The sequence below is a fragment of the Streptomyces sp. NPDC002788 genome (assembly GCF_053592115.1).
Genome location: NZ_JBSFVB010000020.1, coordinates 114,435 through 134,367, shown reverse-complemented (window position 1 = coordinate 134,367; position 19,933 = coordinate 114,435). Strand labels below are relative to the sequence as shown.

Genomic DNA, 19,933 nt, shown 5'->3' with positions numbered 1-19,933 from the left:
AGGGCCGGGGGATTCCCGTGCCGCGCCTCATGCGCGTGGGCGCCGGCTCCGACCTCGTGGACAGCCTCGGCAACCACGGCCGGCAGAAGCGGCTCGCCGAGCATCCGGCCGCCTCGCGTGCGGCGGCTCCGGCGACGGTGACGACCTGCGCGACCAACACCTTGCGCGACGCAACGGCCGCGTGGTGCAGTGCCCGGTGGTGAACCGGGCCTCGATGCCGACGCCGGTGCCCGGCAGCAACCAGGTTGCGTCCTCGTGCCGGTGATCCCCACGGAGGGCCGGGCGCCGCTCAGCGGGCGGAGCGTGTGCGCTACATTCTGCCTGTCTTTGACCGCGATCAATCACGATCTCTACGCTTCGGAGTCGGCAACCCCATGAGCGACATCGTCAACGGACTCGGGCGGGCCACAGCATACGGCGGCCTGGGACTGGTCCTGTTGGTCCTCGGCATCGTCCTGGTCGACGTGCTGACGCCTGGAAAGCTCGGCCGACAGATCTGGGAGCAGCGCAATCGCAACGCCGCCATGGTGCTCAGCTCCGCACTGCTCGGTATCGGTGGCATCGTGTTCACGTCCATCTGGACGACGTACGAGGACTTCGGCAAGGGACTGGTCTCGACCGCGGCGTTCGGGCTGCTCGGGCTGGTGATGATGGCCGTGGCGTTCCTGGTGGTGGACCTGATCACACCGGGGCGTCTGGGTGCGACGCTGGTCGAGACAGAGCCGCATCCCGCGGTCTGGGTGACGGCGTCCTGCAACCTCGCTGTCTCCGCACTCGTTTCGGCGTCCATCGCCTGAACCATTGTCCCTGAGAGGGGACTTGTCACCGCACGCCATACGGGGTTCCTGCCCCACGGAGGGGGCTTCAGCGTGGGGACTGGCCCGCGCGTCCCGCTCAGCGCCGGCCGTGCGGTGCGGGACGTCCAGGAGCTCACGCTTGTCGTCGTTGCCGCGTCGGCTCCACCCGAGTCGCCACTGCCGGGGCGCGCCGCCGGAACCGAGCGGGCGGTGTTCCGGTACGAGTGCCCTACGTCGGCGGCCCGTCGCGCCGCGCGGCTCGATGACGGCGCTGATGTCCAGCAGGTCGCCGTAGATGTCCGCGAGCAGCCGGTTCGCTTCCTTGACGGAAGTCCGCCGGATCCGGGCGAGCTGCTCACCGCAGAGGCCGGCTGCCTCGGCTGTCGGTTCGACGCCGAGAGTGTGTCCTGGCGCAGTGCGACGCTGGCGGGCATCTTGGCGGGTTTGTAGCGGGCGTCGTTGAAGACGTGGTCGACGGGGTCGGCGGAGCCGGTGACCACCTCGCGGGTGAACCTGCTGCCGCACTCGTCGAAGTCCCGGCGGACGGCGTGGCTTTGAGGGCTGTGGCGTCCCTGGGCGGCGGCCCGAACAGAAGTGAACGAGAGTGGGGCTCCGCGTCAGGCGGAGCGAGGACGCAGAACTCGTGGCCCTCCGGGTCGGCGAGGCACGTCCAGGGGGACGTCCCGGCCGGGGTCGGTCGCGCCGAGAGCCCGCAGCCGGGCCACTACCTCCGCGCCGGCCGAGTCCGACTGCTGCACCGTGCCTGGATGCCGCACAGGGCGCAGCGGATCGGGACCCAGCAGGCCCTGTGTCTCGAGTTCAGCCCCGTCCGCAGCGATCGAGTGCAGCACGAACCTGGTTCAGCCCCGCCTCTCTCCAGTGGGCCCGGTCAGGCATCTGGTCGTCTCGGCGCCAGCGCCATGCTGAGAACATCGCCCAGTTCAGGGCGCGGCACCGACGAATCAGGGCGTGGTCGGCCCCCGCATAGTGCTGTCCCACTTCTTCGGGCGCATGGGCGAGGTCGAACTCGATCGGCCCACGGCAGCACGTGGCAAGGTCTACGAAAAGCGGCCCTCTCCTCGTGTTGAGGAGGTTGCCCGGATGAGGCTCGCCGTGCAACAGCTGGGCGCTGGCTTTGTCGATGGTGATCGCGGCGCTCTGTCCACTGAGTGTGTCGCTGAGAAGTTCCCGGTCGGAATCGGACAGCTCGGGAGACTGCTCGCGGTCGTTCACCTCTCTGAGTGCCGCGGCGACTCGATCCGTGAAATGCGGTGCATCCAGATCGATCTGGCGCAGGGCGGCATGGTGCCGAAGGAACACGTCTGCGTAGTCGGCCGGCGCGATCTCTGATTCCGCTGGTTCGTAGTAGGTCCAGAGCGAGATGGCGAAGGCGTCACGCACATGGACTCGGGGGGCGACCCGAGGCTCGAGCTCGGCCACCGGAGCGTCGACGGCGGCGAGACGGCGAGCAACCTCGACTTCGAACTCGGACTCAGCCAGATGCCCCAAAGGCGCGACTCGAGCCAGAACCCCGCAAGGGACCAGGCGCAGCGCGACGCGATCCGAGTTGTGGATGACGACCACATCGTCGACCTCAAGGCCCAGCTCCGAAGCGGTCGCCCGTCCTGCCTCAACTGCGCGGCGGAGTTCCCGCGGCTCCATTCGGTCCTCCCTGGTTGTCGCGTACACATACGCGTCCGGAGGCAGCAGCGACGCACCCGATGCCTTCGCGAACATCGTTCGGCGCGCCAACCCGGACCCGGCGACCAGCATCGCAGGGAACGGTCGGCACAGGCCCAGGATTTCTCTGTTGTGGTAGACGCCGGCACGGATGTGTGCGGCGACCGCGCCGATGAAGAACATGACGAGTCCCGCGGCGGCGGCGACACCGATGACCGTGACACCCGTGAGCCCGAGTAGGAGGCCGGCGGCTCCTGCGAGCTTGAGCGCGGCGAGTCACGGGAGCCAGGTCTGCGGGAGACCGGCTCCGGGTGCGGAGGTCAGGTGCTTGGTCACTGCTGCTCTTCACCGGTCGCTCGGGGGACGTGGATGGCCAGGACGGCGGTGTCGTCGTCGACGCCCGTGCCGAAGGCGTCGAGCAGGTCGCGGACCGCGCCGATGGTGGCCGAGGCGGTGGTGGGGGCGAGATCGCGGCAGAAGTCGAGGAGTGCGTCGTCGCCGTAGCGGTCCTGGCCGCCGCCGACGGTGTGGGCTTCGGTGAGGCCGTCGGTGTGCAGCAGCAGCGTGTCGCCGGGGGCCAGGCGAACGGTTGCGGTGGCGATGTGGGCGTCGGGCAGGACACCGATGAGCTGTCCGCCGGGGGTGGGCAGGTAGTCGGCGGTGCCGTCGGCGCGCATCAGCAGGGCCGGAGGGTGCCCGCCGCTGGCCAGAGTGATACGGAAGCCGCCCTGGTCGTGCTCAGGGGTGAGCAGACCGAAGACGACGGTGCAGAACCGCGGGTCGATGCCGCTGTACTCGTGGTTCAAGACCGTGTTGAGGTTGTCGAGGACGGCAACCGGGTCGGGGTCGTAGACGGCGGCGGCACGCAAGGTGTAGCGGGCCAGGGAGGTGATGGCCGCCGCGGCGGCGCCCTTTCCGCATACGTCACCCAGGAACAGCCCCCAGGTGCCGGCGGCCAGGGGAAACAGGTCGTAGAAGTCGCCGCCGACCTCATCGACGGAGGCGATGTGGTAGTGCGCGGCGACGTCCAGGCCGGGGACGTTCGCCAGCGTCGGCGGCAGCAGGGTCTGCTGCAAGGTGGTGGCCAGGCGCTGGAGGCGGTCGCGTTCCTCGTCGGCCTGTTTGCGGGCGCGCAGCAGCTCGACTTCGTAGGCGCGTCGGTCGCGGGCGTCGAAGACAGTGCTGCGGATCAGCAGCGGTTGCCCGTCGCTGCCGGTTCTCACCGTCGAGCTGACCATGACCGGCAGGCGGGAACCATCGGCCGCCTTCAGTTCGAGAGCGATGCCGTTGACCTCGCCCTGCATCATGAGCAGCGGGGCGAAGTGGGTCTCGTGGTAAAGGCGGCCGCCGACGGCGAGCAGGTCGGAGAAGTACTTGCGGCCCACCAGCTCACCGCGTTCGTAGCCGAGCCAGCCCAGCAGGGTGGTGTTGATCTTCACGATCCGGCCGTCCAGGAGGGTGGACAGATAGCCGCAGGGCGCGTGCTCGTACAGGTCCTCGGCGCTGTCCTCCAGCAAGGCGGAGAACTGGGCCTGCTCATCCACCGGCCCCCGGTCCTTGTCCGGGCCCCCGGCTCCTTCTCCGTCGCCGGCCTCGCACATCATCCGGCAGCCCCCGCGAGCGCGGTGTTCTCGTCCGGGGCGACGCTGTACCGGCAGCGGTCACACTCGAACACGTTCGCCCGCATCGCTACCGGCCCGCTGTCCCGTCCGGTCACCGTCACATGAATGCTGCGCCGCACCTCCATGCCGCCATCCTCGCAGACAGCTCCCCGGCCATCCCGGTGACGAGGCTGACCTGCGCCGGCCCGAGTCCGTCCGGGTCCCTTGCCGTCCCCCCGTGTCGAGTCCGGTGATCGCGTGTCGGAGATACAGACCGGCCGCCTTGGCGAGACTCGTCGCCCTTGCGCTCCTGGAGTCCGGCCGCCCCGGACGCGACCCCGGGTTCCACAGACGAGATGCCGTACACGCCGGACGGCTTCACGGCCCAGGATGTCGCTGTCCGTCCGGTGTGCCCGAGGGCGGGGAGGTGCCAAGCGGGCAGACGCCGCTACCAGCGAGGTTGCCGGCCATGGCCACCGCCAAGGAGTTCGCTGTCGCACGTCCCACGCGCTCGACGGCCTTCGTCTGCGGCGCGGTCGCGGTCATCGGCAGCCAGGTCGTTCGAGGCCACCGGGGCGAACGCTCGCGAGCGGCTTGCCGGTTCCATTCGGACGGCAGAAAGCAAAAGGCAAGGAGATCTCTCTCCCTGCCACTCTCAAGCTATAGCGCACCGGGGGGCTTGCCGCAAGGCCCGGGTCACGGCGCAGAATCATCGGCCGATGCCACAACCTGCGGAAATGAGGGGGCGACGTGCGTGTGCTGTTGTCGACGTACGGGGGAGACGGTGACGTCGAACCAGTGGTGGGCCCGGCAGTGCGGTATCGGATGCGCGGCGCGGATGTGCGGGGGTACGCGCCGCCGGACCGGGCGCAGCGGCCGGCCGACTCGCCGGAGGGAGCGCAGCCGGAGACGAGGACGTGCATGACAAGAGGTTCGACAGCGCTGGAGGCACCGGTGATTCGATCGGCCCCTGCCGTGCAACGGGACACGACCGCCTCGGGGGTACCGCGGTGATCGCGCAGTACGTGTTGGATCTTCAAGAGGTTGACCAGAGCCAGGTCTCGCTCGTCGGCGGTAAGGGCGCGCACCTGGGCGGGCTCTCGCGGATCGATGGCATCCGCGTGCCGGGTGGCTTTTGCGTGACGACGGATGCCTTCCGCCGGATCATGGCGGAAGCGCCGTCGATCGGCGATCTGCTCGCTCGGCTGTCGTGCCTGAATCCGGACGACCGGGAGGCGATCGGCACGCTCAGTGCGCAGATTCGTCGGACCATCGAAGGGATCGCCGTCCCGGACGATCTCGCGGCGGCGATCACGGGTGCGCTCGCCCAGCTCGGCGAGCAAGCCGCCTGCGCCGTCCGATCCAGCGCGACGGCAGAGGACCTGCCGACGGCCTCCTTCGCCGGCCAGCAGGACACGTACCTGAACGTCGTGGGGCCCGAGGCGGTCCTCCGGCACGTCAGCCGGTGCTGGGCCTCGCTGTTCACCGAGCGGGCCGTGATCTACCGTCAGCGCAACGGCGTCGACCACCGTACGGTCCACATGGCCGTGGTCGTGCAGCAGATGGTCTTCCCGCGCGCGGCCGGCATCCTGTTCACGGCCGACCCCGTGACGGGCAACCGGAAGGTCGCCACCGTGGAGGCCGGCTTCGGCCTCGGCGAGGCGCTGGTCTCCGGCCTGGTGAACCCGGACGTCTTCAAGGTGCGGCAGGGCGAAGTCGTCGCCAAGGCGGTCGCCGCCAAACAGCGTGCCGTTCACGCCCTGCCTGCCGGCGGTACGCGGGAAGTGGCGATCGACCCGCGGCGTCGGGAACAGCCGGCGCTGACGGACGCACAGGTCGTGCGGCTCGAGCAGCTCGGGCGGCGGATCGAAGCGCACTTCGGCCGCCCGCAGGACATCGAATGGTGCCTGGCCGATGATGCGTTCCAGATCGTTCAGAGCCGGCCGATCACGACGCTGTTCCCCATCCCCGAGACCGGTGACCAGGAGAACCACGTCTACGTCTCCGTCGGTCACCAGCAGATGATGACCGACCCCATGAAGCCCCTGGGGCTCTCCATGTGGCAGCTGACGGCCATGGTGCCGATGCACGCAGCCGGCGGGAGGCTGTTCGTCGACGTCACCCGGCGCCTGGCGTCGCCCTCGAGCCGCGCCGGCCTCCTGGACGTCATGGGGAAAGGCGATCCGCTGGTCAGGAACGCACTGGAGACCGTCCTGGACCGCGGCGATTTCGTCCCGTCGCTCCCGGACGCGGACCCCGTCGGGCCGAAGACCGCCGGCGCGCCCGCCCCGATCGAGACCGATCCGGCCATCGTGACCGAGCTGATCGAGCGCAGCCGGGCGTCCGTCGCGGCCCTGGAGCGCGGCATCCGGACGAAGACCGGACCGGCGCTGTTCGACTTCCTGTCGGAGGCCTTCGAGGAGCACAAGCGGGCCCTCGGTGATCCGCTGAGCCTTCAGGCGATCATGGCGGGGATGGAGGCCACGTGGTGGCTCAACGACAAACTGCGGGAGTGGCTGGGCGAGAAGAACGCGGCTGACACCCTCACCCTGTCCGCCCCCGGCAACATCACGTCGGAGATGGGACTGGCGCTGCTCGATGTCGCGGACGTGATCCGTGCGCGGCCGGAGGTGGTGGCGTTCCTTCAGAACGTCGAGGACGAAGGCTTCCTTGACGAGCTGGCGAAGCTCGCGGGCGGGGCCGAAGCGCGCGACGCCATTGAGGCCTACCTCGATCGGTACGGCATGCGCTGCGTCGGCGAGATCGACATCACGAGGCCGCGTTGGCGCGAGCGGCCCACGACGCTCGTGCCCGCGATCCTCGACAACGTCAAAAACTTCGAGCCGGGCGCCGCCGAGCGGCGCTTCGAGCAGGGCCGGCAGAAGGCACAGAAGAAGGAACAGGACGTGCTGTCACGCTTGCGGATGCTGCCGGACGGGGGCCGGAAAGCCGACGAGGCCAAGCGGATGATCGATCGGGTCCGAACCTTCATCGGGTACCGGGAGTACCCGAAGTACGCCATCGTCAGCCGCTACTTCATCTACAAGCAGGCTCTGCTGGAGGAGGCCGAGCGCCTCGTGCAGGCCAACGTGCTTTCGGAGAGGGAGGACGTCTTCTACCTCACGTTCCAGGAGTTCCACCACGCCGTGCGCTCGAACCAGGTGGATGACCGGCTCGTCCAGGGGCGCAAGGACGCGTTCCGGTCGTACCACGCGCTCACACCGCCCCGCGTCCTCACCTCGGACGGCGAGGCCGTCACCGGGGCGTACCGGCGCGACGACGTGCCTGCCGGTGCCCTGGTCGGGCTCGCGGTTTCCGCCGGGACCATCGAGGGGAGGGCCCGAGTCATCCTTGACATGGCGGAGGCCGATCTTGAGGCGGGCGACATCCTGGTCACGACCTTCACGGACCCCAGCTGGTCGCCGCTGTTCGTCGGAATCGCGGGCCTGGTGACGGAGGTGGGCGGCTTGATGACCCACGGCGCAGTGATCGCCCGGGAGTACGGCTTGCCGGCCGTCGTGGGCATTCAGCAGGCCACCGGGCTGATCCGGGACGGACAGCGGATCCGCGTGAACGGGACCGACGGGTACGTCGAGATCCTGGCCTGACCGACCACACCGCCCGCTCGTGACATGAGACAGCCCCTTGTCCGGCTGCGCTTCTGCTCGGGCCCGCGCCACATGGCCCTGCTTCGGGCTCGTCGGCGCGCACAGCGCCACGGGGGCGGTCCGGCAGATCCGGACCATCAGGGGCCGCAGCAGGCAGACGGTGGACAGGACATGGGGAAGGGCCGCTTCGACCTCCCCAGGTGTTGCAGCCCTTCCCGTCCAGCGGCAAGCGCATACCCCGACATGCCGGTCCCACGCCTCACCCGCCGGGCCTGGGCCGCCGGGTGGGGTGCGCCCCCTCGCCACCCGCACGCACCTGTCGTTCCCCGCACCCACAGCCCTGGGGTCAGTGCACCCGAAGCCGCCTCACAGCGTCGTGCTGCCCATGCCTGCCCTGAACGGGGCCACGGGTGCGGCGAGCGATGCGGGGCGCTCCGCCGCTGGGCTGTGGCTCCCGACGGACCGAACGGCTCAGACGGCAACGGTTGTGTGGTCACCGCCCATGCGCGGACGGCCATGCAGGCAGCACCGGGCCTCGTCGGCGCCGCAGCCAAGACCGATTGTCAGTGGTGGGTGAGAAGGTTGGAACAACAAGCCGGAACGAGGGGGAGCTGTGATGTCCGGAAGTCAGAATTACATCAATCACGTTGCTCTTGTGCTGGATGCCAGTTCGTCCATGTCGCACCTGAGCCGCAAGGTCGTGGAAGTCGCCGACCAGCAGATCGCCTATCTTGCCCGCCGTTCGAAGGAGCTGGACCAGGAAACCCGCGTCACGGTGTACGTCTTCGCGGACAAGGTGGAGTGCGTCATCTACGACAAAGACGTGCTGCGCATGCCGTCGCTGAAGCAGATGTACCGGACTGGTGGAATGACGGCCCTGCTCGCAGCCGCACTGAAGTCTCAGCGGGAGCTGGCGCAGACAGCCCAATTGTACGGCGACCACAGTTTCTTGACGTTCGTCCTGACCGACGGGCAGGAGAACGCGAGCCATCGCTGTCAGGATGCCCCCGTCAGGAATCCACGTGAACTGGTCCAGGCCGTGGCCGAGATGATCGAGACGCAGCCGGACAACTGGACGCTGGCCGTCCTGGTGCCCGACCAGATGGGCAAACGCGAGGCCATGCAGTGCGGTTTCCCCAAGGACAACATCGCGATATGGGACGCCACGAGCACACAGGGTCTGGAGGAGGCCGGACAGGTCATCAGGCAGGCCACCGAGAATTTCATGGTGGGCCGCACCCAAGGAATCCGGGGATCGCGGGCGGTGTTCTCCACCGGCGCGGACACGGTGAACAAAGACACCATCAAGGCAGCGGGCCTCACCCCGGTCGACCCGTCGAAATATCAGCTGATCCCGGTGGCTCGCAGCGCGGCGATCCGGGACTGGGTCATCGAATGCGGGCACGCCTACCGTACCGGTGGGGCCTTCTACCAGCTGAGCAAGTCGGAGAAGATCCAGCCGCAAAAGCAGATCGCGGTACTGGAGAAGAAGACGGACCGCGTGTACACGGGACCCGAAGCCCGAGCCCTTCTCGGCCTGCCGAACACGGAAGTCCGCGTCAAGCCGGACCACAACGACCACTTCACCATCTTCGTGCAGAGCACCAGCGTCAACCGGAAACTCGTACCCCACACGCGGCTGCTGCTCATGCTCTGACCGCAGTCAAGTCGGTGGGTCTCCGGGGTGGATGATGACCGGAGGCTGCACCTGGACCTGCATCCGGGCAGCGTGTTCCGACCCGGCGGGGCCCGTGGGTAGCGACTGGTGCAAAATGCCGAGCACCCGCGGTGCCCCCGGAGCCGGCCGCCCTCACCGGGCGCCTGCCCTGGAGGCGCCGGAACCGTCCGCGAGACCGAGTTCGCGCTCGCCGAGCGGAGTGAAGAAGCGCTCGACGTCGGCGTCGGTGACCTCGGCCAGGGTCCTCGGCGACCAGCGCGGCCTGCGGTCCTTGTCGACGACCTGGGCGCGGATCCCCTCCACCAGGTCGGGTGTGGCCAAGGCGGCGCAGGAGACGCGGTACTCCTGGTCCAGGACTCGCTCCAGCGGGCCGAGCCTCCGGGCCCGGCGCAGGGAGGCGAGGGTGACCTTGAGAGAGGTCGGCGACTTGGCCAGCAAGGTCTCCGCTGCCTCCTTGGCCGCGGGGTCGCCGTGCGCGAGCAGCCGACGCACGATCTCCTCGACGCTGTCGGCGGCGTAACAGGCGTCGATCCAGTCGCGCTGGGCGGCCAGGACGCCTGGCGGAGCTGTCCGCACATGACCGGCCAGGGCCTCCTCTACGGGCATCTCGGCCAAGGCGCCGAGGAGATCCCGCAGCGAGGCCGACGGCACGTAGTGGTCGGCGAGCCCGCACAGCAGCGCGTCGGCGGCGCCGGTCTGAGCGCCCGTCAGGGCCAGGTGGGTACCCAACTCGCCGGGGGCCAGGGCGAGCAGGTAGGTGCCGCCCACGTCCGGCACGAAGCCGATGCCGGTCTCCGGCATGGCGACCCGGGACCGCTCGGTGACGACGCGGACGCTGCCGTGCGCGGAGACACCGACACCGCCGCCCATCACGATGCCGTCCATCACGGCGACGTAGGGCTTGGGGTAACGGGCGATGCGGGCGTTGAGGCGGTACTCGTCACGCCAGAACGCCGCGGAGGCCGTGCCGTCGCCGTCGCGGGCGTCGTTGTGGATGGCGCGGATGTCACCGCCCGCGCACAGGCCGCGCTCCCCCGCGCCGGTGATGACGACGGCCTCCACGGCCGGGTCCCGCTCCCACGCGGTGAGCGCCTCGTCGAGACGGCGGACCATGGCGTGTGTGAGGGCGTTGAGAGCCGACGGCCGGTTGAGCGTGATGCGGGCGGCGCGCCCGGTGGTGTGAAAGAGGACGGGTTCCTCCGCTCCGCTCATCGGAACGCCTCCCCCAGGCCGTGGGCCACCATGACGCGCATGTCTCGTCGATTCCTTCCCACTCCGGTGGAGGACACCTCGTCCGCCGCCGCTGCCGGCGACGAACGCCTCGCCACCGCGGACCATACGGTGCCTTCGGGATGCGTGTCACCGCTCCCGGGCTCGCCTGCGCGGTGAGCACCAGGAGGTCGATGACGGCGCTCGGCGCCTGTCTCGAGGTCATGGGCGTCGATTTCGTCCCCTGCGCGAAAGAGCGCCGTCCCCATCCGCCCAGGCGTGCCCACGCCGCTCGGCCCTGGTCCTACGCGGCCCTCCGCAGGCGCGCCACCAGCGGCACGTCCGTGTCGGTGCCCCGTCCGCGGAATGGGCCGGAATTGCCTCAGCTCGACGGCCGAAACGCAGGTTGAGCGCCGGTCACTGGTGTGTTTGCAGGTTGAAAAGGTACCGCCCGATGGGACGACGTGAAGCCGGTGGACCCCGACGCCGGACCGGTGCAGCGGCTGGCACACGATGTGCGCCTGCTGTGCGAGAAGGGCGCCGACCAGCTCGGCCGCCGACACCGATCACGGCACCGGGCTCGGCGGGCCGCTGGGCGCATGACGGAGCGGGCGAGGCCGACGGTGAGCGAGACGATGACGGCAGGAGAGCCGCACGTCCTGGTGGTGCCGCTGCGCAAGAACGGCACCCACCTGGTCGGTGAGGTGATGAAGGGGCCGGGATGTGCCGTTCGGCGCCGTGCCGGCGTCCGGGGACGTGGAGCGCGTCGACCCGGAACCCGTACGGCGGCCCCTGGAGGTCGGTTACGGGCGCCAGGAGGCCCGGCGGCTGCAGGGCAGCAGGCGGACCCGCGTGTTGTGATCCCGGCGGCCACCCCTAGAATCGAACACGTGACCGACCTTCCGCCCGACCTGCTCCGTTTGCGCACGCTGGAGACCTTCCTCGTGCTCCTTCTCGACGAGGTCCGGCGGGCTGTCGCGGCGGCGGAGCTACGGGAAGCTGAGCGGCAGCGTGGCGTCGAGGCCAGGCCGCCGACGCCGGACTGGCTGATCGAGCGCGGCCTCGATCGGGACAGCGCCCCGATCTACGTCCATGTCGGCGACTGCTGGAACGCGGGCAAGCGGAGCCGCGGCGTCGAGCGGGACCGGGCGCTGCGCGCGCTCGCCGAGGGCGTCATGGCGTGCCCGCAATGCCGGCCGGACAGCGCACTGGGCTACCTGGACGGTTAGGCCCGGCGGCTCAGCCGTCAAGCAGGACCGGCTCGAAGGGCGAGATCGAGAGGGGCCCGCCTGATACCGGACTTGAGCAGCGCCTGCGGTCAGGGCAGGTACTCGTCCAGCCGCCTCGCCGCGGCGAGCGGGTTCCGGGTCCCGCACCGCGGCCGAGACGGCCGATGGACCCCGGCCCCTCGCCGGCGGGTGCTCGCGGGACGAAGCGAAGTCCCGTCTGGCCCGAGTAGGCGCGCACCGCGACCCGAGCGCCGCGGCTCCCCCCGTCGGTCTCCTTCACGCTACGGGGATTCGGCCTCCGCACTCACCGCATACCGTGAAACCGCCGGGCGCGCACGCGTCGTCCGACTGGGTGCCACTGTTCGGGCGGTCATGGCCCGGAGGCTTCCCCAGTCTCAGCCGCCCCCTTCCTCACGGCCGCGTCGAGGACAGGGCCGAGTTCCCGGACCACGGTCGTCAGGGCCCGGACGTCCCGCTCGGCCCGGGCGAGAAGGATCGCCCCCTCGAGGCTGCTGATCATGAGCGTGGCGAGCCCCCCGGCCCGTTCCTCGGGCACGCCCATCCCAGTCAGAGCCTGGGCGACGGCGCCGGTCCAGGCGGCGAATGCGGCGGACGCGGCCTGCCGCGTGGAGGGGACCGACTCCGCGCAGTCCACCGTGGCGGCCGCCACCGGGCAGCCACCCGCGAAGTCGGCAACCTCGTACTCGTCGGTCCACTGACGCACCATCGCGGCGAACAGCCCGCTGGGCGTCGGCTCGGGCAGCAGGTGCAGGAATCGCGCGACACGGCCCGCCGCGTAACGGCCTGCCCACCCCACCGCCTCGTCGACCAATTGCGTCTTGCCGCCGGGAAAGTAGTGCTGGAGCGAGCCGCGCGGCGCGGCGGCGTCGACGGCGACTTCGCGCATGCCGGTGGAAACCACTCCGCCGCGCCGGATGAGCTGGGCCGCGCTGAAGACCATCCGCTCGCGCGGTCCCCGTTCGGCCTTCGTCATCGGCGACCTCCATCACTCTGTTACACGTGGTTCATCCGAGTCCACCCTATGACGGCCGTCATGACCACCCCTACTATGACCGTTGTCATAGTCGAGGTGACCACGGTGGCTCGGCCTTCGCACGAGCCGGAAAAGGCGGTGCGCGATGTACGTCGGTTTCGTCGGTCTAGGGGTCATGGGGCAGCCCATGGCACTGAACCTCACCCGCGCAGGGACGCGACTCGTGGTCTGGAACCGCACCCCCGGGCGATGCGAACCGCTGCACGCCGCCGGCGCCGAGGTCGCGGCGAGCGCCGCCGGAGTCTTCCAGCAGGCGGACACCGTGTTTCTGATGCTGGCCGACGAGACGGCCGTGGACGCGGTCCTGGGGCGCTGCACCCCGGACTTCGCCACCCGGGTCGCCGGCCACACAGTCGTCCATATGGGCACGACCTCGGCCGAGTACTCGTGCGGCCTCCAGGGCGACGTCCGAGCCGCGGGCGGGCGTTACGTCGAAGCCCCGGTCTCCGGAAGCCGCGTCCCTGCCGAGCGGGGCGAACTGGTGGGGATGCTGGCGGGTGACGAGGACGCCGTGGCGGCCGTACGGCCGCTGCTCGCCCCCATGTGCCGGGAGACGTTCGTGTGCGGGACCGTCCCGGGGGCGCTGCTGCTGAAGTTCTCCGTGAATCTGTTTCTGATCACTGTGGTCACGGGGCTCGCCGAGGCGTTCCACTTCGCCGACCGGCACGGGCTCGACCACCATCTCTTCCGGGACGTTCTGGACGCAGGTCCCATGGCCAGTGCCGTCTCCCGGGTCAAGGCGCCGAAACTGCTGGGCCGCGACTTCTCGGTCCAGGCAGCCGCCGCGGACGTCCTCAAGAACAACCGCCTGATCGCCGAGGCCGCTCGCAAGGCGGACCTCGCGTCCCCGCTCCTCGACGTCTGCCACGCCCTCTACGACGAGACCGTCCGGCGGGGCCATGGTGGCGAGGACATGGTGGCCGTACTGCATGCCCTGGAGGCCCGGACCGCCGGCGCTCCTGCACCGGGGGAACCATCGTCGACAGGACCGTTTGACGGGGCGACCGGTTCCTGACGAGTCATGCGGGCTGTTCCGGCGAGTGATACAGCCCATTGAGATCCGTCGATTCCAGACGGCGGCCGAACGTCGAGTGCGGTCAGAGGATGGAGAGCAGGTCCTGGAGTGGGGCTGGAACACGGTCGGGGTCGAGGGCCTCGACGAGGACCCGGCCGTAGTGGATCTTGCGGCCCTTCTTCGTTCCGAGGAAGCGCCTGAACTGCTGTTGCGGGGTGCGGCCCTGCTGGGCGGGCTGGCGCAGGAAGGTCTGCAGGGCACGCAGGTCGCCTTCCTCCCGGACGAGTTCCGCCACGCGTGTCACGCCCAACGCGCGGATGAGCTCGTCCTCCAGGTCCGCCGCGCAGACGAAGAAGTCCTGCTGCGCCGCACCGGCCTGTTCGAAGCCGCGGGCGTAGTAGCCACGCTCCGCCTCGTCGCACAGTCCCGTGAGACGGAGGCCCAGGCCGGGTGAACCGAGGAGTCGGGCGTAGCGCCCGATGCTCATCGCACCGCCGATCGACAGGACGCAGATCCCTTCGGCCGCCAGGTTCCTGCCGCGACCGGCTGCCAGCGCGTCGACCGCAGCCAGGTCACTGCGCCCTTCGAGCAGGACGACGGCTCCGACGGGCAGTCGCTCGGCCAGTTCGTGCGCCGGGCCGCCGGAGCCACCCGCCGCCCACGCGGTGACCGCGTCCCGGAACGCCCCGATGTCACTCATGAGGCGAGTCTCGGGCAGTTCACGGTGAGGGCGCGAGAGGATTTCCGCCGGTGCGTCGATCAGCCGTGAGCGGCCGGTTCCAGGTCGGCGTGCACCAGGTGGTGGTCCGAGGACGGGGTGGGATGCACCCGGTGCTGAAGCGGGTCGATCCCTCGCAGGAAGATGTAGTCGAACTTGCTCTGCCAGTCGGTGGTGGGCCGGCAGGTGCCGGTGGGCGCAGGGTGGCACTGGGGGTCTGTGTCCGCGGCCGACGCCCACATCCCGGTGAGTTCCGGGGCTTCCGGCACGGCGTTGAAATCGCCGAGAGCGATCGCGCGGTCGTGCCGGGCGACCTCTGCCGCGAGTACGCCGATCTGGCCTGCTCGGACTGCCTCTTGACGCCGTTGGGCGAGATGCGTGTTGAAAACCCGCACCTCGCGGCCGCCGACGGTGGTGGTGACTGCCATGTACCCGCGGTCTTCGGATCCGCCGTCGGGGTACTCCACGTTGACGACGTCTGTCATCGGTGCCGCCGACAGGATCGCCTGGCCGAAACCCCCCGAGCTCCACGGCACTCCCCCGCAGCGGCCCCAACTCCGAAGAACCGTCCCGTACTCGACGTGGTACACCAACCCGTGCAGGTTCTCCAGATGGTCCCGGATCCTCTCGACGTCACGCACGCACGCTTCCTGCAGGCCGATGACCTGGGGAGCATACGTGGCGATCTCCACTGCCCGGTCGACGTTGCTCACCTCGCAGGGATTGCAGATGTTCCAGGTCATGACCCGGTTCGGTACGACATCCCTGACGGCTTCGACGGGCGAGGACCTGCCGAAGAGGGCACCGCTCGGCGCACTGGGACCGACGAGCACGATGCAGAGCACAACCATGGCCCCCGCGAGCAACCGCGTGTCCCTTCCGAGCACCATCGCCTCCTCAGCCTAAATACACATGGCATCCGACGTCTCCCCGCACGAGGTTATGGGATGGGGTCGCCGACGCGGGCCGCCTGGAATCGACCATGCTGGTCACAGTCCTGGCCTGTACCGCGGCGAGAGCCTGGCGTCCGCCCGGTCCCACTCCCACCCGTCCACACCGCCGCAGCCCCAGGCCGGCACGATGAAGGCGCTGCCCGCGACCAGTGCGAGCATCCCGAGCAGAACCCGTGCCGTCACCTCCTCTGCCCCGCACCAGCCTTGTCACCGGGCAATGGCGCAGTCGGGACAATCGTCTGACCGATGCGGTTGCGGGCCGACCGGGATCCGGAGGCTACGCACGCGTGCCGGCACCCCTCCGCGTGGCAGTGATCACCGGCGTTGATCCTCCGCACCCCGAAAACCAGCCGGCCGTCGACGGCGAGGTCGTGCTGCGGACCTACCTGGACTGCAAGGTCATCACCAGAGGCGGTCTGCTCGGCCGCCCGAACTTTCCACGCGCCGACGCCGGCCGGTTCGCGGACGGCCCTGATCCCGAGAAGAGACGGCTGGTGGGACTCGACACGCAAGCGCCGGTCGACATCGTGGTCCGGTTGCTCGCCGATCCCGACGAACAAGTACGTGCCATGGCAGCCGCGCACCCCGCACTGCCGGTCGACCTCATCCTCAAGAGCTGCGAGGACCCGGAAACTTCCTCCCGAGCCCTGCGCAACCCGAGCCTCCCTACGGAGGTCATGCACCAGTACCTGGATGCCGCGGGCATTCCTCGCCGACGCCGGCAGCCGCCGAGCCTCCGCAGTGGGCAGGCCGATTCGTATCAATGACGCCCGCCGGCTGAGGTCGTCGGTGATGATGTGCATGTGGCAAATCGCGTCAGCGCTCTGATCTCGGTTTTCGGTGTCCTCGTCAGCACGTTGTTGCTCGTCGGGGCCGTTCGTGAGTACCGCTCCGGGCTGTCAGGGCTCTGGATCGGGGCTGGAGCTGTGTTCTTCCTCTGCGCTGTGTACGCGCTCGTGCGGGACGTGCGACGACTCCTCACGAAGCCTCAGCCCGACGAGAGTTTTCTCTCCAAGCGGTGACCTCCTACAGGTTCTCGGTCGTCACCCGGCGGGCGCGCCTCCGGAGTGGATGGAGCCCATGGACGACAACATTCAGGCTTCGTGCGTCATGGCGAAACGGGTGAAGCCGGCGAGGCGCGGGAGGAACGTCGGATCGAGCTGCTCGCCGAGCGCGGAGCGCAGCCCTGCCGCAAGCTCGGCGTCCGGCTCCCCGAACACCTCGAAGCGCTCCACCCGGCAGTGCTTCATCACCTCCTGGATGTACGGATCCGCCAGCTTCCAGTGCGTGCGGACCGCGTCGGAGTCCTGATACAGCTGGAAGCTGTGCGCGAGCATCCGCCCCTCGTCCACGAACGTATGCACCATCAGCTGCGGCCCGTGCTGCTCCGCGAACGCCACCGCCTGGGCGATGGCGTTGCTGAAGCTCTCCAGGTGGCCGTTGGTGATGCGCATGGTGTTACGGAAGAGAAGAACCGCGTTGCCTGAAGTGGTCATGACTTCACCTTGACGCCTCAACCACGATTGAGGTCAAGTGCGTTGGCTTGCCCTGGGGGTGCCACGTGTGGACGCCACTCGGCGGGTAGCAGCCGGGCGCTTGCCACTCTCGTGTGCCTCAGTCGCCGTGGACGCCGACTTCATAGAGGGAGTAGCCCCAGCCGGTGCCGCGCTGAAGCCCCTGGATCCGTACGTACCTGGCCGGTGTCGACGTGAAGGTTGCGGTGTCCAGGCCGCCGTCGCCCGCTGCAGTGGACCAGACGGAGTGCCAGTTCTCCCCGTCGGCGGAGAGCTCGATGCGGTACGACTTGCCGTATGCGCGTTCCCAGTCGAGGGTGACCCGCCGGACAGACTGCGGTGAGCCCAGGTCGAGTCGGTACCACTGGTTGTCGCTCCAGTCACTCGCCCAGCGGGTACCGCTGTCGCCGTCGACGGCCCGGTGCGGCTTGTGGTTCGTGAACAGGCTCCATTCCGAGGAACTGGCCGATGTGGTGGAGCTTTTCGCGAGATCGGCCTTGGGTTCGTGGTGTTCGGAGGCGGCCCAGGTGTCGAGGTAGGACTCGGCTCCTCGGAAAAGGTCGTCCACCACGTCCTGGCCGCCGCCCCTGCGGATGTCCTCGATCCAGTCCGGGACGAGACCGTAGTGGGCGCCGCCGTCGGTGTTCACGTCCCAGGTGCGCTCGCCGGTGGTCTGCCGGTCGATGACGGAGCCGCCGTCGACGCTCCTGAAGGGATAGGTGACCTTGTTGGGGGCGTCCGCTCCGCGCGGGGCCGGCCAGCCGCCGATGCCGTTCATGTCGGTGCCGTAGCCGTAGCCCACGCCGTACTTGTCGCGCAGCGCCTCGGTGCGCTTCGCCTCCGCTATGAAGCCCTCGGAGCCGTGCATGTACTGCGCGATGAAGCCGCCGAGGCCGTAGACCCGTTCGGTCCATTCCATGTCCATCCAGCTGTGCGAGGAGAGCACGCCGGGGTAGGAGGCGCCCTCGAAGATGTCGAGGACCCGGCCGGTGGCCTTGACGCTCATGTGGTCGATCTCGAGCATCATTCCGCGCTGCATCATGCCGCGCACGGCGTACTCGCCGAGGTCGGTGAGTCCGCGGACGTTGCACTGGGCGTCAGCGTTGTAGGTGGGGACCTCCACACCTGCCGGGAGTTTCTTCTCGGCTTCGGCCGCCGCCGCATTGCCGATGGGGTTGTCGTGCTGGGGTCCGGTGCACTGCTCCGTCTTCCAGAAGGTGCCGGTCGACAGGAACTGGCCGACGTTGATGGCCGTTCCCAGCGTGCCCGAGTCGAAGCGGACGCCGCACAGGGCGTTGTCGAACTTGTGGCACAGGAACATGCTGCGTACGCCCAGCGAGTGAAGCTCGTCCAGGCCCTTGTCGATGTCCGCCCTGCTGCACTGCGCGATGTCGAGGACCTGCTTGCAGCCGAACGGCTCGGAGGTCTCGACGCCGAGGACGACCGCCAGTTTGCCCTGCTCGATGACCGCACGGGCCTGCGCGCTGTCGGTGACGATGCGGAAGAAGCCCTTGCCCGGACCGCCGTACATCGTGTCGATGTAGGACTGCATGTCGTACGTCAGCTTGGCCTGGAGCCGGATGGACGTCATCTCGTCGCAGCCGCGCTCCTTGAAGAAGTACACGGAGCAGATCACGCCGTTGGTGACCAGGTCGTTGACGAGCACCCGCTGGCCGCCGCGCCAGGCCCGCTCCACCCAGGCGTAGTAGTTCTGCTGGTGCGTCAGGGAGTCATGGGCCGGCCAGTCCTTGAAGGTGGGCCAGCCGACGGGGTCGTGCTTGCCGTCGCCCCCCTTGGTGATGAAGTCGAAGATCGCGAGCGAGCCGTCCGGGTAGTGCTCGGGGCAGTCCTTGAGCGCTTCGGCGATGCCCTGCCCGGAGAACGGCTTCCCGCAGATCAGGCGTCCGCCGAAGGCTTCGTTGGCGAAGATGTGGTCGTGCGCGTCGACGAAGCCGCGCACCTCGCCCTTGGCGTCGGTGCCGGTGAAGGGCTCGCCCGTGATGTTGACCTGGGAGTCCGGCTGCGGCCGTGCGATCGGAGTCCACCAGTCGGGGCCCGCCGCCGAACTCGGTGCGGGGCCCAGCACGACGGCCAGCACGAGCAGGAGGAGTGACGTGGCAGTGACGTGCCTGCGTCGGCGGTACGGGCGCTCGGTACGGGTCACAACCCCACGTCCCTCGGTCAGCGGGAAGGCGCAGCCGACACGTCGGTCCGCCCGGGGTCGGGAAGAGCCCGGGCAGCCAATCCGATTGTCATGACCACACCCAAGGTGCGACGAGGATGACCACAACGACTCGACGAGTCAAGACGCCTGGATGTGTCAGTTACTGACAGGGAGTCAAATTGTGGTCCGTCGGGTTTGGCCCGAGCGCGCTCGGAAGTAAGGAAATCGGTGCGATTCGAGTTCGCGGTCGAACCACGTCGGATCGGCTTCGCGAGCGGCGGCGTGAGGGCACGGGTGGTGTCGGCGGACGGGCGCAACGAACGGGGATCGACCGGCAGTCAGCGGATCACGGTGCGCCCGAGGGCGAAAACGACGTTCCGATCTCCTCCCGCGGGAGGGCAAGGGCCTTCGATCCGGATCCCGCGGGAGGAGGCTCGGGACGACGATGCCGCGCCCCGCCGACCGACCCTCGGGCCACTGCTGCGCCGCGACTTGTCGGCCCCGGTGTCCTTGCTCAGGCACCGGCCAGGAGCGGGTGATCACGTACTCGCCGTCATAGCGGCCTCGCCCTTGCCAGTCCGGCGGGGCGACCCGGCCGGGCAGCGCAGGTGGACAGCAAACATGATCGCCGCAGGTGAACCGCCGAGCGGCGTGGTGTTTCAGGAGCGACCACACATGAAACAGGCAGACCACTCTTCGAGATAATAAATGAA

Annotated in this window: 19 protein-coding genes and 1 pseudogene; 10 read left to right on the top strand and 10 right to left on the bottom strand. The window is 69.2% G+C overall.

The window, feature by feature from the left end:
• The first annotated feature begins 29 nt into the window (after nt 1–29).
• Nucleotides 30–203 (top strand): hypothetical protein, encoded by a 174-nt coding sequence (locus tag ACWD1U_RS31285; protein ID WP_451112604.1) that lies wholly within the window; start codon nt 30–32, stop codon nt 201–203.
• A 171-nt stretch (nt 204–374) separates the two neighbouring features.
• Entirely contained in the window at nt 375–797 is a 423-nt protein-coding gene (locus ACWD1U_RS31280) for a DUF350 domain-containing protein (RefSeq protein ID WP_451112603.1), read from the top strand.
• Nucleotides 798–1,616: 819 nt separating this feature from the next.
• Here ACWD1U_RS31280 and ACWD1U_RS31275 read toward each other — a convergent pair.
• The 3 genes and pseudogenes from ACWD1U_RS31275 to ACWD1U_RS31265 form a co-directional block, all read right to left on the bottom strand.
• Nucleotides 1,617–2,741: pseudogene (locus tag ACWD1U_RS31275) on the bottom strand (DoxX family protein); the annotation flags it as partial.
• A 68-nt stretch (nt 2,742–2,809) separates the two neighbouring features.
• Complete coding sequence (locus tag ACWD1U_RS31270; protein WP_451112638.1) at nt 2,810–4,078, bottom strand: PP2C family protein-serine/threonine phosphatase; 1,269 nt, start codon at nt 4,076–4,078, stop codon at nt 2,810–2,812.
• Entirely contained in the window at nt 4,078–4,224 is a 147-nt protein-coding gene (locus ACWD1U_RS31265) for a hypothetical protein (protein WP_451112601.1), read from the bottom strand. The genes ACWD1U_RS31270 and ACWD1U_RS31265 overlap by 1 nt, the downstream gene beginning before the upstream one ends.
• Before the next feature lie 864 nt (nt 4,225–5,088).
• Here ACWD1U_RS31265 and rph point away from each other — a divergent pair.
• Nucleotides 5,089–7,686, top strand: coding sequence for a rifamycin-inactivating phosphotransferase (gene rph, locus ACWD1U_RS31260; RefSeq protein ID WP_451112599.1), 2,598 nt, complete (start codon nt 5,089–5,091; stop codon nt 7,684–7,686).
• Nucleotides 7,687–8,302: 616 nt separating this feature from the next.
• The gene (locus ACWD1U_RS31255) at nt 8,303–9,343 is read left to right on the top strand and encodes a vWA domain-containing protein (protein WP_451112598.1); all 1,041 of its coding nucleotides are present in this window, start codon (nt 8,303–8,305) and stop codon (nt 9,341–9,343) included.
• Between the two features lie 153 nt (nt 9,344–9,496).
• Here ACWD1U_RS31255 and ACWD1U_RS31250 read toward each other — a convergent pair whose 3' ends face one another.
• Nucleotides 9,497–10,576, bottom strand: coding sequence for an enoyl-CoA hydratase/isomerase family protein (locus ACWD1U_RS31250; RefSeq protein WP_451112597.1), 1,080 nt, complete (start codon nt 10,574–10,576; stop codon nt 9,497–9,499).
• Between the two features lie 720 nt (nt 10,577–11,296).
• Between ACWD1U_RS31250 and ACWD1U_RS31245 the strand changes: the two genes are divergently transcribed.
• A complete protein-coding gene (locus ACWD1U_RS31245) occupies nt 11,297–11,434 on the top strand; it encodes a hypothetical protein (protein WP_451112596.1) in 138 nt (45 codons plus the stop codon).
• A gap of 29 nt (nt 11,435–11,463) precedes the next feature.
• A complete protein-coding gene (locus ACWD1U_RS31240) occupies nt 11,464–11,802 on the top strand; it encodes a DUF6233 domain-containing protein (protein ID WP_451112594.1) in 339 nt (112 codons plus the stop codon).
• 370 nt (nt 11,803–12,172) lie between these two features.
• Here the strand turns inward: ACWD1U_RS31240 and ACWD1U_RS31235 are convergent, their stop codons facing one another.
• On the bottom strand, nt 12,173–12,796 hold the full coding sequence (locus ACWD1U_RS31235) for a TetR/AcrR family transcriptional regulator (protein WP_451112592.1): 624 nt from the start codon (nt 12,794–12,796) through the stop codon (nt 12,173–12,175).
• Nucleotides 12,797–12,941: 145 nt separating this feature from the next.
• On the opposite strand from ACWD1U_RS31235, the gene ACWD1U_RS31230 reads away from it, so the two are divergent.
• Nucleotides 12,942–13,871, top strand: a complete 930-nt coding sequence (locus tag ACWD1U_RS31230) for an NAD(P)-dependent oxidoreductase (RefSeq protein ID WP_451112591.1) — start codon at nt 12,942–12,944, stop codon at nt 13,869–13,871.
• A gap of 82 nt (nt 13,872–13,953) precedes the next feature.
• Here ACWD1U_RS31230 and ACWD1U_RS31225 read toward each other — a convergent pair whose 3' ends face one another.
• From ACWD1U_RS31225 to ACWD1U_RS31215, 3 genes are all read right to left on the bottom strand, one after another.
• The gene (locus ACWD1U_RS31225; protein ID WP_451112590.1) at nt 13,954–14,571 is read right to left on the bottom strand and encodes a TOPRIM nucleotidyl transferase/hydrolase domain-containing protein; all 618 of its coding nucleotides are present in this window, start codon (nt 14,569–14,571) and stop codon (nt 13,954–13,956) included.
• A 59-nt stretch (nt 14,572–14,630) separates the two neighbouring features.
• Nucleotides 14,631–15,479, bottom strand: coding sequence for an endonuclease/exonuclease/phosphatase family protein (locus ACWD1U_RS31220; protein WP_451112589.1), 849 nt, complete (start codon nt 15,477–15,479; stop codon nt 14,631–14,633).
• A 99-nt stretch (nt 15,480–15,578) separates the two neighbouring features.
• Nucleotides 15,579–15,725 carry a hypothetical protein gene (locus ACWD1U_RS31215; protein ID WP_451112587.1) on the bottom strand — a complete coding sequence of 49 codons (147 nt, stop codon included), beginning with the start codon at nt 15,723–15,725 and terminating at the stop codon, nt 15,579–15,581.
• 104 nt (nt 15,726–15,829) lie between these two features.
• Here ACWD1U_RS31215 and ACWD1U_RS31210 point away from each other — a divergent pair, with 104 nt between their 5' ends.
• Together ACWD1U_RS31210 and ACWD1U_RS31205 are read left to right on the top strand one after the other, a co-directional pair.
• Entirely contained in the window at nt 15,830–16,309 is a 480-nt protein-coding gene (locus ACWD1U_RS31210) for a hypothetical protein (RefSeq protein ID WP_451112585.1), read from the top strand.
• A 36-nt stretch (nt 16,310–16,345) separates the two neighbouring features.
• Nucleotides 16,346–16,564 (top strand): hypothetical protein, encoded by a 219-nt coding sequence (locus ACWD1U_RS31205; RefSeq protein ID WP_451112584.1) that lies wholly within the window; start codon nt 16,346–16,348, stop codon nt 16,562–16,564.
• Nucleotides 16,565–16,636: 72 nt separating this feature from the next.
• Here ACWD1U_RS31205 and ACWD1U_RS31200 read toward each other — a convergent pair whose 3' ends face one another.
• Nucleotides 16,637–17,038, bottom strand: coding sequence for a hypothetical protein (locus ACWD1U_RS31200; protein ID WP_451112583.1), 402 nt, complete (start codon nt 17,036–17,038; stop codon nt 16,637–16,639).
• A gap of 118 nt (nt 17,039–17,156) precedes the next feature.
• Nucleotides 17,157–19,220, bottom strand: coding sequence for a discoidin domain-containing protein (locus ACWD1U_RS31195; RefSeq protein ID WP_451112581.1), 2,064 nt, complete (start codon nt 19,218–19,220; stop codon nt 17,157–17,159).
• Between the two features lie 153 nt (nt 19,221–19,373).
• On the opposite strand from ACWD1U_RS31195, the gene ACWD1U_RS31190 reads away from it, so the two are divergent.
• Nucleotides 19,374–19,925: a trypco2 family protein gene (locus ACWD1U_RS31190; protein ID WP_451112579.1), complete on the top strand. Its 552-nt coding sequence runs from the start codon at nt 19,374–19,376 to the stop codon at nt 19,923–19,925.
• Nucleotides 19,926–19,933: the final 8 nt, after the last annotated feature.

Bases quoted from the DNA above. Each gene is read 5' to 3' on its own strand.
- ACWD1U_RS31225 (WP_451112590.1), bottom strand. From the start codon at position 14,571: ATGAGTGACATCGGGGCGTTCCGGGACGCGGTCACCGCGTGGGCGGCG.
- ACWD1U_RS31250 (WP_451112597.1), bottom strand. From the start codon at position 10,576: ATGAGCGGAGCGGAGGAACCCGTCCTCTTTCACACCACCGGGCGCGCC.
- ACWD1U_RS31255 (WP_451112598.1), top strand. From the start codon at position 8,303: ATGTCCGGAAGTCAGAATTACATCAATCACGTTGCTCTTGTGCTGGAT.
- ACWD1U_RS31200 (WP_451112583.1), bottom strand. From the start codon at position 17,038: ATGACCACTTCAGGCAACGCGGTTCTTCTCTTCCGTAACACCATGCGC.
- ACWD1U_RS31235 (WP_451112592.1), bottom strand. From the start codon at position 12,796: ATGACGAAGGCCGAACGGGGACCGCGCGAGCGGATGGTCTTCAGCGCG.
- ACWD1U_RS31220 (WP_451112589.1), bottom strand. From the start codon at position 15,479: ATGGTGCTCGGAAGGGACACGCGGTTGCTCGCGGGGGCCATGGTTGTG.
- ACWD1U_RS31265 (WP_451112601.1), bottom strand. From the start codon at position 4,224: ATGGAGGTGCGGCGCAGCATTCATGTGACGGTGACCGGACGGGACAGC.
- ACWD1U_RS31285 (WP_451112604.1), top strand. From the start codon at position 30: ATGCGCGTGGGCGCCGGCTCCGACCTCGTGGACAGCCTCGGCAACCAC.
- ACWD1U_RS31230 (WP_451112591.1), top strand. From the start codon at position 12,942: ATGTACGTCGGTTTCGTCGGTCTAGGGGTCATGGGGCAGCCCATGGCA.
- ACWD1U_RS31270 (WP_451112638.1), bottom strand. From the start codon at position 4,078: ATGTGCGAGGCCGGCGACGGAGAAGGAGCCGGGGGCCCGGACAAGGAC.
- ACWD1U_RS31280 (WP_451112603.1), top strand. From the start codon at position 375: ATGAGCGACATCGTCAACGGACTCGGGCGGGCCACAGCATACGGCGGC.